Here is an 11,637-nt window from a genome sequence, read left to right as displayed (position 1 = left end):
CCTTATAGTTGTTCACATATTTTTTGATAGTTTTCAAACGCTTCGATTAAGCGCTGTTGCGTGACGACTTTTGCCTCTCCTCGTTCCCCAACTTTGCGTAACGTGAGGAGCGTCCCTGCTTCTCCGACTAATGTTAGCACGTTCTCCAAATATTCCGCCATCGAAATTTGCGTCGGGAATTGAATGGGAAAGCCTAAATGTTGGAGCCAGATGAGAAAATTATCGCAGCGAAAGTCCCAAGATTCTTCCACGGCATTCCAGAAAAAATGCATCAAAAACCCTAAAAAACGTTTCATGTTTTCGGAAAGAAAATGGCCATTGGTCGTGAGATAGAACGCTTCTTCAAAGACGCGACCGTAGGATTCGATTTCCTCGGAAGCCTCTTGATAATAATCGGTCAGTTCTTCGATTAACGCCGTAAAATTGGTGACTTGCAGTTGTTTTTGATTCGGATATTCTTTAAACAACCGCTGCAGTAACGGATAATCACAGACAACAGCCGTCCGAATGAAAACTTGTAAATCAATCAACCGTCCATCTTTTTGTGGCGAGAGCATCGTTTGATCAAGGAAAATATTTTCGGGTAAATTGAGTTGTTTTAAAATCGCCAAACTCGGTTGCCGGCAAATCGTGCGCGCCGCAACGAGTGCTTGAGCGTAACTTTGAAAGGAAACGGGAATCACCCAAAACGTACTCTTCAACAAACTCACTTTTTGTAAAAAACCGGTTAATTCGACGACGCCAACATTTCCGATGGCAATGATTAAATACTCTTTTTGAGTCGAAAAACGTTCTAAATAATCTAATAATCCCATCCATTCATCCAAGGTATTGGCATACAGTTGGTTGCGACAAATATACCAATCGACCGTTGTTTCAGCAAAGACGCCTTGAATTTTCTCAAAAAAGTGATCATAATAGCGCTGGTTGGTGATGACAATCACCGCCTTGTCCTGATACATTGCTGGTTGGATACTGCTGGTCAAAATTTCGCCATACGTAATCGTTGTCGCAAGGCCTGCTTGTTGATAGGTCATCTGCATCTTATCACCACCTCGAATCTTGATTGAAAGTCGAACAATCCTTTCGTCGTTCTTTCTCTTCTTAATGATTATAACATAGCGCCTTTCAGAGACCAAAACATGTACGAGCATTTTATGTTGGGTTCATAAAAAAACGGGCTCTTCGACAAATTGTGTTGATGAAATCTCGCGCTCCCCTACGAAAAATTGCCTTGTGTGTGAGGCTGCGAGACCGCTTCGAGTCTAGGTTGCTGAAGCCGTTCGAGCAAAGCGAGTTACGGATACAGTATCAGGCCTCCGCGTGACTCTCAGCTCGAAAGCTTCAAACTCTAGGTAAGTGCTCAAGCACAAACCTAGAGTAATTCACATTTCGTCTTTTACTGCAGCTGACACAAGGCATTTTTCTCCGGTTCGCTAGTGTCGCTTCTCTTTTTGATGCTTTTTTTTTCAAAAAAATGAAAGAAGTAATCAAAGAAAATAGTTGAGCGATGTATGCATCGACACTAAAATAATATACCTAAGAAAAAGTGTGGAAGAATAATTCGAATATCAGTCATCAACACTAAAATTTATACAATCAAAAAACGCAATCCCATCAGCTTGGATTGCGTTTTTGGTTCAAGCGTTGTCTCAGACCACTTCATGTTAAAAGGTGACGACTATTTTACTCGGCCGCTCGTTCGTTGTGATAAAAGACTTCAAAGGCAAAACTGCCGCTATAATCTGTCTCGCCAGCTTTGGTAAACGTAAAGTTTGTGACATTCCAAATTCGTTCAAACGTGCGCACGCCTTCAAGCAATGCTTGCATGTTTTCAGGTTGGGCACTCGTCATTTCGACTTGGTATCGGCTCTTGAAGTAATTGCCATCAATCTCTTCGACAGGCAACGCCGCTTCGACGCGCGAAACACTTGAAATCGTCACGTTTTCCACCGTCGCCAACGCTTCTAAGCGCAACAACTCCGCATTCATTTGTTCGCCTTCTGGTAAGAACTGTTGGGTTTCTTCATACAAACTCTGATACGTCGCCAATTCCGTTTCGTCTGGTGGATAAGTCGCTAACAAGTCTTTTTGCTTGTCGACCACTTGACTCACTTGTTGGGCTTGTTCTCGGACGCCGGTTAAGAAAAAATAATTGCCGTAAAATGCCACTAGAACCAACACTGACGTTAGGCCAAATACAAGGATAACTGCGAGGCGATTCCATTTTAACATCATGGCTGCACCTCCGCTTTCAGTTGTGCTTCGTTTAATTCGACACTGACTTCTGCTCCAAAGGCACTCTCTTCTGCCCGGTCAAGACGAATGAAGTTTGTATTCGTCACAAAATCCAAGGCTTGCAAGCGCGTAATGGTCGTTGAAACGTCATCAACCGCTACGTCTTCGAGGACAATCGTCGCTTGTTTGACACCGTCTAGCGCAAACGTGGTAATCCCTTGATTGGCATCCGGCAATTGCGCAATCAAATCACTCGACACTTGGGCAATCGGAATTTGCAAGGCTTGAAACTGCGGATAATCGGCCGTCAATTGGTCCGTCAAGCGATCGTATTCTTCCATTTGCCGTGAGATGCTAATCGCCTCGGCTTCTTGGACGAGCCACTCGCGGTTTGAACGGGCTTGACTGACATAGACATTATACGAAACGGTCAGATACCCCGCCAATAAAAGTAACAGTGCCAGAAAAATTCCGACAATGAGATGGGGCAAGTAATTCGTTTGTTTTTTTTCAAAAAAATTGATTTCAAACATCGGCTCTTACGCCCCTTTCCTTTTTTTCTTTTTGCGAGTAGGTGCTTTCTTTTCTTTCATCGTCAAACCATACAAAGTTAAATACGGCTCTTCAAGCGATTCTACTGGTGAAAAGCGATGGATTGGAAGCGCAAAGCGTTCGTTCAGTCGCTGTTCAACCTGTTCTAAGTGTGGAAAGGTTCCGGTTAGGTAAATCTCTGTAATCCCTGCTTCCCCATTCATCACGGAGTAGCGATAAAAGTCCATAAACCGTTCCAAACTATCGATCCGGATCTCCGTCGCATTCGCCACCGTCTCGGTTTCACCGGTCCAGATAAAACGTCCTTCATGGTCGATATCCCATAATTCTGTGAGACGTGAAGCCTTCGAGTAACGAATGAATTTCGGGCGATGTTCATGAAAAACCGTCATAATATTGTGCGTCGGATGCCATTGTAACACCATGCGATGCGATGTTTCATCAAGCTCCGATACTTGTTGGTGTAACAAAATACGATACAAGCACAACGACGATAAATCCGCAACCTGCGGCGTTAAGCCAACATTTTCAAGCAATTCTTGATACTGATGAATAACCTCACTTGAATACATTAATAACAAAATCGTCTGCGTCGCGTCACCCGGCTCCAAGACTTCAAAATGAAAACTCGTTTGTTTAAACGGGGAGCGAATCAATTGATTCATATGTAAGGCGAGGTAATCTTTGACTTCCGCTTCCGTCAGTTGTCCTGGAACTTGCTCTTCACGTACGATAACAAAGTCTTCGGGTAAAACAACCGACGTCTTCGCCCCGCGCCACTTCCGTTCATTCATCAAAATCTTCAGCCGACTTTCGACTAACGATGGATTGGTGATTTTTCCTTCCGTGACGATTTGAGCATCAAAAATCAGTACGTCTTTTTCAATGATTTGCTGCGACGAAGGATCAACCGCTAGATAGCGAATCATTTTTTCCCAAAATTCAATATAAATATGTGGTTTTTTTCTTAATCTCATGGTTCACCTCCGATAGTTCTCTCTAGTGCTTTTATAAAAAATAAGATAGGTACCACTGAATAATTGCTTCACCGTAATAAAACACGGTAAACGTCGCTAAACCAATCGAGGGCGCAAACGGAATCTTCGTTTTTCTGCCTGTTTTTTTGACTTGTAACACGATCACACCAATCAGCGCCCCGTATAACGTCGCCAAGAAAAAGAGCAACAAAAATGCGAGCGGACCAAATGCAAATCCGAGTAAGGTGAAGTATTTGACATCTCCTAGCCCCATGCCACCTTTTGACAACACGACAATTAGCATCAGCAAGCCAAACGCGACAAGCGCTCCAAGCAGTGCATCGCCAAGTGCATCAAGGCGTAACACGAAAAATATTGGACTAAAAAAGAGCAAGATTGCATTCGGAATTTTGCGATACGCGATATCAGAAACCGTGATCGGCATGACCAGACTGATTAGCACCAAGCCAAACAGCAACTCGCGACTCCATCCATAGCGGTAAAAGGTATACGCTGCCAAAATCCCCGTCGCAAGCTCCATCGTCGGATAAATCAGCGAGATCGACTCGCCGCACTTGCGACACTTGCCGCGCTGCAAGACATACGACACCACCGGAATCAATTCCGACCACGTCAACGTTCGCTGACACGTGTCACAATACGACCGATTTTGCGCAAACAACGTCTTTAGCGGCAACCGCAACCCAACGACATTGAAGAACGAACCAAACACTAACCCATAAATAAAAAATATCAAGATGATTGATAATGCCATACGCACACTCCTATGCAAGAAGAAAGACCCCAGATGGAGTCTTTCAGGGTATTAGTTGGATGGGTTATTCGACTTCGACTTCGGCACCGGCACCGGCGTCATATTTTATATTCTTTCCATCTTTTGTTATTTTTACAGTGTATACTTTCTTTGGTGCTTTTTCTAAATATCCTGCTGTTACTAACTCTGTAGATGTTATTTCTCCACTAGTAGGTATAGTATTTCCATTATCAAGAACATACATTTTAGCTGCATCAACAACTAATTCCGCTTGATTTTTTTCAGTATTAGTAGTAGCATTATCCACAATATTCCCAATCGCTGGAATGGCAATCGCTAAAATAATCCCCAAAATCACAATTACACCTAGTAGCTCCACCAATGTAAAGCCGTCTTCTTTGTTCCAAATCTTTTTCAGTTTATTTCTCATTTCTATTTCCTTCTTTCTTCTATTTTTTTTAGATTTTCACTCGCTGCAATGGTTATTGTCGCGAAATTATCTACTTCAAGTTGGGTGGTACTATTGAATTTGTTCGAACAAGCCGAACATTGGGATGACAATCGATAATACGATGAATCCTACGATAACCGATAAAAAGACGATCAGTAGGGGTTCGATTAACGATTGTAACTTTTCAGAAGCTTCTTCAACTTCTTGTTCATAGATGTCGGATGCTTTTTTCAGCATCTCATCTAAGGATCCACTTGCTTCACCGACTTTAATCATTTGAATGATCAAGTTCGGGAAAAACCAGTGTGCTTCCATCGGTTTGGCGAGCGATTCGCCTTGTTCGACGTCTTTTTTAGCGGCGATTAAGACTTCTTCGACGACTCGATTGTCGACGACTTGACTCGTTACGTCAAGTGCTTGCAAGATGGGCACCGAACTATTGAGTAAGGAACTCAAGGTTTGGGTCATTCGGGCTAAGATCGTTTTTTGCAGGAACATCCCAATAATCGGGATTTTCAGCTGCAAGTAATCAAAAGAATACGCCATTTTATCACGCTGACTTAAATAGCGTAATAAAAAGATAGTCGCTAACAAAAATACGAGAATCAGTACCCAATATTTTTGAAACCATTGACTGAGTCCAAGCACCATTTGCGTAATTGCCGGTAATTCCGAGCCAAAGGAGGCAAACATTTCACCAAAGATTGGCACGATAAAAATCAGTAAAAAGGCGGTGATGACTAAGGCTAGGACCCCCACGACGATTGGGTACGTCATCGCTGTCGTGACTTTTTGTTTATTGCGGTATTGTTTTTCGTAGTAGTTGGCCATTTGCTCTAAGACTTCTTCTAAGCGACCACTGACTTCGGCGGATTGAATCATTTGGATGAGTAAATTCGGGAATACTGCCGGATGTTTACTCATGGAAACCGAAAGCGGTGAGCCTTCTTGCACTTCTGTCGACAAATCCTCTAAAATGGCTTTAAGCCGAGGATTCGTCGTTTGTTCCGCTAACAAGTCGAGCGACTCCACTAGTAAAATACCGGCACTAATCAGTGTCGCAAATTGCCGCAAGAAAATAATGAAGTCTTTTGGTTTTAAGCCGGAGCGTAAATTAATTTCGGTATTTAAGAAACTGTTCAACGGCTCGACTTCAAAGACAATCAAATCCATCATACCAAGCTCCGCTAAAGCTTCTTTTTTACTCATTGCTTCGATCTTGCCACGCGTGACTTTTCCTTCTTCGGTCTTCGCTTTATAAGCAAATACGGCCAATGCAAGCCCCCCTTTCTCAACTTTTTGCTTTATTCATACGCGAGACGACTGATTTTTTCTTCCAGTATCAAACGTTGAATGCTCATTTCCATCGTATGCATCCCTTGACTCGCAGACGTTTGCAAGACATTTTTAATCTGATGCATTTTTTCATTGCGAATCAAATTTTTGACCGCACTATTGTTAATCAACATTTCAGTCGCTGCCACCCGTCCCTTTTCGTGAATCGTCGGCAATAAGCGTTGCGACAATATTCCGAGCAAGACGTTCGCCAACATCATGCGAATTTGATTGCGTTGTTCCGGCGGGAAAACATCAATCATCCGCTCAATACTACCGGCTGCATCAGACGTGTGTAGCGTCCCGAGCACGAGATGCCCTGTTTCAGAAGCGGTAATCGCCGTCGAAATCGTCTCCCAATCGCGTAACTCGCCGACTAAAATGACATCCGGGTCTTGCCGGAGACTGGCACGCAAGCCATTTTTAAAGGAGAGCGTGTCAAAGCCGACTTCACGTTGTTCGATAATAGATTGTTTATGCGTATGCAAATATTCAATCGGATCTTCTAGCGTAATAATGTGGCGATTCATCGTTTGATTCATATAATCAAGCAAAGCCGCAAGCGTTGTTGACTTTCCGCTTCCTGTAGGTCCCGTGACTAAAAATAAGCCGTGGGGTTTTTCCATCAACGATTTCGTAATTTCTGGAATACCCAAACTTTCGACACTGGGAATCTTTGTCGTAATAATCCGAAAGGCCAAGGACAACGAATTGCGTTGATAAAACACATTAACTCGAAACCGAGAGATCCCTGAAATCCCATACGAAAAATCTAGTTCGCGATTTTTCTCAAGTGTCTCCCACATTGTTGGCGTTAAAACCTCTTTCACGTAGGCTTTTGTGGTTTCAAACGTTAAAACCTCGCTTTTTTGCGGTAACAGCACGCCGTCAATTCGATAAATTGGTGGCGCTCCTGTTACGAGGTGAACATCAGAAGCCTTTTGGTGATAGGCTTCCGTTAATATCTCATCTAATACTCGCATGCTATCCCTCTACCTTATTCATCCGCAGCCGCGACTCGAAGGACTTCTTCCAGTGTCGTTTTGCCTGCTTTGACTTTAATTAAGCCATCATCAATCAAAAAGCGTGTTCCTTTTTGTCGAATATGCGCTTTTAATTCTTGAATTGTTGCTTTATTCATCATCAGTTGTTTCAATTCTTCATTCATGACAATCAACTCGTGAATCGCCATGCGTCCACGGTACCCCGTTTGACGACAAGCATCGCACCCTTTGCCATAGGTGATGTGTTCGATCGTTTGGTGACGTCGTGCAAAAATGTCTTTTTCCACTAAGGTTGCCGGTCGCGTCGTCGCACAGTCCTTGCAGACTTTTTTGACCAGGCGTTGCGCCATCACACCACTTAAGGAAGAGACAATCAAATACGACTCGACACCCATGTCTAATAGACGCGGAACGGCTTCAATCGCACTATTCGTATGAAGCGTACTAAAGACTAAGTGACCTGTCAAGGCCGCCCGCACACTATTTTCAGCGGTTTCGCGGTCTCGAATTTCGCCGACCATGATAATATTCGGGTCTTGACGTAAAATCGAACGCAAGCCAGCCGCAAACGTCAAACCAATCGGACTATTTACTTGAACTTGGTTGATTCCTTCCAGTTGATACTCCACCGGATCTTCAATTGTAATAATATTACTATCGACGGTATTTAATTCATTGATTGACCCATAAAGCGTTGAGGTTTTCCCCGAACCTGTCGGACCCGTTAATAAAATCAAGCCTGAAGGTTGCTTAATCAGTGCTTGATAATCCTTCAACGTATCGTCTTCTAAGCCAATATCGGACACTTTATTAAAGACATTCGAGCGATCCAAAATCCGAATCACGACTTTTTCGCCATGCACCGTCGGCAAAGTCGAAACCCGTAAATTGACTTTTTTGCCTAAAATATTCGTACTAATCCGCCCATCTTGCGGCAAACGAGATTCCGTCACGTTCACACCCGCCATGATTTTAATCCGAGCCACTAACGAATTCATCAGCAACTTCGGCAACGGCCGCTCACTACGAAGCACCCCGTCAATCCGGTAACGCACTAACACGTGATGTTCCGTTTGATCCAGATGGATATCGGACGCCTTTAGTGAGACCCCGGTTTCCAGTAACTGATTGAAGACTTTCACCGCTGGGGCATCTTCCCCCTCAATGTATTCAATCGAAACCTCTTCCGAATCATAGAGCCGGTTAATCGTCTGTAATAAGTCATCGCGCGTCGCAATCACCGGTATTACCACATAACCCGTCGAGAATTCTAACTCTTCAATCGCATAAAAGTCAAGCGGATCGTTCATCGCCACAATCAGACGCGAATCTTCCTTTTTAATTGGGAGTAATAACTTGCTACGAGCGAAATCTTTTTGAATTAAATTCGTCAACGAAATATCAATCGGATACTGATACAAGGAGACACTATCCAATTTCAATTGGATTTCTAAGACATCTAGCAATTGCTTTTCGGTAATAAACCCTTGTTCCACCAACGCATCGCCTAATTTTTGGTCCCGTTTCTTTTGTGCCAGCACGTCCTGAATTTGAACTTCCGTCACTAGACCCGCTTCTTTTAATAAATCTCCGAGCTTTTTCTTTCCTGTCGTTTCCATGTATTCACATCCTTTACTGTTCTAAAATTGGTCCACTTTTAAGTAAGTCTTCTAGTGTTGGTGTCGTTGACGGACCACCTGATCCGACTGGGAAGCCGGAAGTGTCGATGGGGGCGTAGTTTAATTTTCCCCAATTTAATGTAAAATTATTAGCAATCACAGTTCCTAGCATATCGTTAGAACCAGAAATGAAGACTTCTGCTTTAGGAGCAATCAACATAATTTTAGAACCACTTGCTGATCCATCTAATGAAACCTTAGATCCCCCAGAATAAATTATTCCATTAATTTTCGTCGTATTGGCACTAAGAGTTGCTTTTTCAATAATAATATTGGCATTAATTAATCCCCCACCTCCACCAGGCAAGGTAACATGATTGTTCCCTAGATAAATTAAATTAAGTTGATTTGGTGATCCTATCTTATTTTTATCAGCGTTAAAGTATAGCGTTCCTCCTATTTGCAAATCATTTTTAACAACAATCGTTACTTTTTTATCACCTTTTATCTCAACTCTAATTGCTGATGTATTCCAATCATCAACAAATATGACCGTATCTTCATATGTTGGTTCTAGAATAAAAGGTATGTAACCACCAATCATTAATTGCGGAATATAAATTTCTTTTGTCGTTATTTCTAAAGTATAGGGGTCGCTGCCACCTGCATTGATATTTCCTAGTGATTTTGTATTACTTGTTTGTTTGGGAATCTTTATTTTACTAAATAAAGCATCATAATCTGACCATTTAATTTTTTTAGAATCAAATGGTTCACGTTCTGGCAGATGACCTTCATTTTCATACCAATCAGGGTATGAAAATAGCTTTTTCTTGTCAACGTCTATCGGAAAAAATATTTTCGTATTTTTAAAACTTGGATTTCCAATTATAAAACTACCATCTCCAGTAGATGTTGTATAAATATTACCAGTTAATGACGCCCCTTTAATATCTGTCTTACCCTTCGTCATCAACGCCGCATTCTCTGGCAAAGCCGGCAACCCACCTGATCCGCCTTTATCGACCCAAGCGACGTCGAATTGTTTTTGAACGGTTCGGGTTTTCCCCCCGACAGAGCCGGTAGAGGTTAGCGTGTACTTCCCGGGATTGCTACTGCTTCCGGTGAAGGTTACGTTGGCCTTTGCATCATCGCCGAATTGTTTGTCGAATGAAATTTCTTCATTTAGTTCATTTAGAAAGAGGGCATCTAGTGCCGCATAGAAGTCGCTGCTAGTCGTTGTCGTTGTCGCTTCATATGTTTTCATCACCTCTTGACTGGCTTTTTCATACGCTTTTTTGGCGCCGGCTTCGGCGATATAAAAGGCGGAAGTGCCGTCTCGGTTAATGTCACTTAAGCGAAAACTGCCGACGGTTAAAAAACTAATGGACGTGGCTAAAACGGTTAAGACTAAAAAAATCATTAATGTTAAGACGAGAGCGCTACCTTCTTCGTTAGCCCATTCGCTTCTTTTTTTATTCATCGGACTTAACCACCCCTAAAAGAAATCATCGTTTCATATTTTGTACCGTTTTTGCCGATTAAGACAATGGTGAGACTTGGTTTGTCTGTTGATTTTGTGGCAGTGAACGTTTGAATATCCTGCGCGATGACGCTGGCTTCTTTCGATCGAAGTTCTTCGTCAATCAGTGAAAACGTCACGACACCATCAATTAGAATCGCACCCTCTTTGACTTCAACTTGGTTGGCTTTTAAGTTGCGTAACTCGCGGGTCATTGTCGCAAGGCCGATTGTCAGTTCGTTCGATTGACTCGCAATGGCCGCTTGCTTACGGTATTGCTTTTGGCCAAACATATGCGCGGAACCGACTAATGCGATGATAATCGACAACAACGCAAGGACAGCCAGGAGTTCGACCAAGGTAATGCCTGCTTCACTTTTGAAATCAACTCGCCACCATTTATTTTGGGGGCGTGGTGAGCGTGAGGTAGGTTTGCATTTCAGCATAGGCTTTTCCTCCCTTTGTGACTGTGACCTTTGTCAGATAAAGCATTGTTGTGTTATCTTCCGGCTTGTCCATTGTCGTCTTAATGAAAAATCCTTGTTCTTCTTGATCGTCAAGCAACTTCGCTTCCTCAATTTCCGAATAAGACGTGTATTGATTGAGTGTTTCTAAGTGTGCTTGTGCGATGAACGTCGCACGATTGATATCACTGGTTCGATTATTTGTTTTGGCCGCTTGAATAAAAAAAGAAAGAAAGGTCGTGACAATCATCGAAATCAGCGCGATCGCGACGAGGACTTCGACTAACGTCATACCCGATTCATCGGACCATCTAATTTTGTTATTTTTTCGTTTCATCACTTTCATTGTCCTTTTCATCTTTTATAAAAACGTCTTTTTGTTCAAATATTAACAATTCATGACTGTTTTCATTGTCATTACGCCTGGATTAGAATCTTTCTCTTATTTAGAATATTTATAAATGAATTATAAGCTTGGGGTTCAATGATGTCAATGGATGTTGCTTTGTTCTAGCACGTTTATCAAACATTACTTTCGTTATCGATAATATTCTTATTGTTTGTGATACTACGCACCAAAAATAACAGCATAAATTTCCGATATTAACTAAATATTCCTATTTTCCCCCCTCTCATTCAGACAAAAAGATCACTTCCTAATTAGAAAGAATTTTCTAATTGAGAAGTGATTTTCATGAAT

General features: G+C 42.3%; 12 protein-coding genes. All 12 read right to left on the bottom strand.

Annotated elements, in window-relative coordinates:
• Positions 1-2: 2 nt before the first annotated feature.
• The 12 genes from IGI68_RS08940 to IGI68_RS08885 all read right to left on the bottom strand — a co-directional run bounded on the left by IGI68_RS08940 (position 3) and on the right by IGI68_RS08885 (position 11,274).
• A complete protein-coding gene (locus IGI68_RS08940; protein WP_438732328.1) occupies positions 3-1,043 on the bottom strand; it encodes a hypothetical protein in 1,041 nt (346 codons plus the stop codon).
• 643 nt (positions 1,044-1,686) lie between these two features.
• Positions 1,687-2,238, bottom strand: a complete 552-nt coding sequence (locus IGI68_RS08935) for a hypothetical protein (RefSeq protein WP_438732327.1) — start codon at positions 2,236-2,238, stop codon at positions 1,687-1,689.
• Entirely contained in the window at positions 2,235-2,771 is a 537-nt protein-coding gene (locus IGI68_RS08930; RefSeq protein ID WP_438732325.1) for a hypothetical protein, read from the bottom strand. Before IGI68_RS08930 ends, IGI68_RS08935 begins: the two co-directional genes overlap by 4 nt.
• A gap of 6 nt (positions 2,772-2,777) precedes the next feature.
• Complete coding sequence (gene pilM, locus IGI68_RS08925) at positions 2,778-3,767, bottom strand: type IV pilus biogenesis protein PilM (protein ID WP_438732323.1); 990 nt, start codon at positions 3,765-3,767, stop codon at positions 2,778-2,780.
• A 31-nt stretch (positions 3,768-3,798) separates the two neighbouring features.
• Entirely contained in the window at positions 3,799-4,542 is a 744-nt protein-coding gene (locus IGI68_RS08920; protein WP_438732321.1) for a prepilin peptidase, read from the bottom strand.
• A 64-nt stretch (positions 4,543-4,606) separates the two neighbouring features.
• Positions 4,607-4,972, bottom strand: a complete 366-nt coding sequence (locus tag IGI68_RS08915) for a type II secretion system protein (protein WP_438732319.1) — start codon at positions 4,970-4,972, stop codon at positions 4,607-4,609.
• Between the two features lie 90 nt (positions 4,973-5,062).
• The gene (locus IGI68_RS08910) at positions 5,063-6,268 is read right to left on the bottom strand and encodes a type II secretion system F family protein (RefSeq protein ID WP_438732317.1); all 1,206 of its coding nucleotides are present in this window, start codon (positions 6,266-6,268) and stop codon (positions 5,063-5,065) included.
• Positions 6,269-6,297: 29 nt separating this feature from the next.
• Positions 6,298-7,311, bottom strand: coding sequence for a type IV pilus twitching motility protein PilT (locus IGI68_RS08905; protein ID WP_438732315.1), 1,014 nt, complete (start codon positions 7,309-7,311; stop codon positions 6,298-6,300).
• Between the two features lie 14 nt (positions 7,312-7,325).
• A complete protein-coding gene (locus IGI68_RS08900; protein ID WP_438732313.1) occupies positions 7,326-8,951 on the bottom strand; it encodes a GspE/PulE family protein in 1,626 nt (541 codons plus the stop codon).
• Positions 8,952-8,964: 13 nt separating this feature from the next.
• Positions 8,965-10,434, bottom strand: a complete 1,470-nt coding sequence (locus tag IGI68_RS08895) for a pilus assembly PilX N-terminal domain-containing protein (protein WP_438732311.1) — start codon at positions 10,432-10,434, stop codon at positions 8,965-8,967.
• Between the two features lie 5 nt (positions 10,435-10,439).
• On the bottom strand, positions 10,440-10,919 hold the full coding sequence (locus tag IGI68_RS08890; protein WP_438732310.1) for a prepilin-type N-terminal cleavage/methylation domain-containing protein: 480 nt from the start codon (positions 10,917-10,919) through the stop codon (positions 10,440-10,442).
• Positions 10,873-11,274 (bottom strand): type IV pilus modification PilV family protein, encoded by a 402-nt coding sequence (locus IGI68_RS08885; RefSeq protein WP_438732308.1) that lies wholly within the window; start codon positions 11,272-11,274, stop codon positions 10,873-10,875. Before IGI68_RS08885 ends, IGI68_RS08890 begins: the two co-directional genes overlap by 47 nt.
• Positions 11,275-11,637 lie beyond the last annotated feature (363 nt).

It is taken from the genome of Enterococcus sp. DIV1314a, from assembly GCF_051713805.1.
GTDB classification, from domain to species: Bacteria; Bacillota; Bacilli; order Lactobacillales; family Enterococcaceae; genus Enterococcus_I; species Enterococcus_I aquimarinus.
The sequence above is the reverse complement of the archived record's forward strand: the minus strand, read 5'-3'. Positions and strand labels throughout refer to the sequence as shown.

What these genes read in the sequence shown, in the direction of transcription:
- IGI68_RS08940 (WP_438732328.1), bottom strand. Translation starts at nt 1,043, where the DNA reads ATGCAGATGACCTATCAACAAGCAGGCCTTGCGACAACGATTACGTAT.
- IGI68_RS08905 (WP_438732315.1), bottom strand. Translation starts at nt 7,311, where the DNA reads ATGCGAGTATTAGATGAGATATTAACGGAAGCCTATCACCAAAAGGCT.
- IGI68_RS08915 (WP_438732319.1), bottom strand. Translation starts at nt 4,972, where the DNA reads ATGAGAAATAAACTGAAAAAGATTTGGAACAAAGAAGACGGCTTTACA.
- IGI68_RS08930 (WP_438732325.1), bottom strand. Translation starts at nt 2,771, where the DNA reads ATGTTTGAAATCAATTTTTTTGAAAAAAAACAAACGAATTACTTGCCC.
- IGI68_RS08935 (WP_438732327.1), bottom strand. Translation starts at nt 2,238, where the DNA reads ATGATGTTAAAATGGAATCGCCTCGCAGTTATCCTTGTATTTGGCCTA.
- IGI68_RS08890 (WP_438732310.1), bottom strand. Translation starts at nt 10,919, where the DNA reads ATGCTGAAATGCAAACCTACCTCACGCTCACCACGCCCCCAAAATAAA.
- IGI68_RS08895 (WP_438732311.1), bottom strand. Translation starts at nt 10,434, where the DNA reads ATGAATAAAAAAAGAAGCGAATGGGCTAACGAAGAAGGTAGCGCTCTC.
- pilM (WP_438732323.1), bottom strand. Translation starts at nt 3,767, where the DNA reads ATGAGATTAAGAAAAAAACCACATATTTATATTGAATTTTGGGAAAAA.
- IGI68_RS08920 (WP_438732321.1), bottom strand. Translation starts at nt 4,542, where the DNA reads ATGGCATTATCAATCATCTTGATATTTTTTATTTATGGGTTAGTGTTT.
- IGI68_RS08885 (WP_438732308.1), bottom strand. Translation starts at nt 11,274, where the DNA reads ATGAAACGAAAAAATAACAAAATTAGATGGTCCGATGAATCGGGTATG.
- IGI68_RS08900 (WP_438732313.1), bottom strand. Translation starts at nt 8,951, where the DNA reads ATGGAAACGACAGGAAAGAAAAAGCTCGGAGATTTATTAAAAGAAGCG.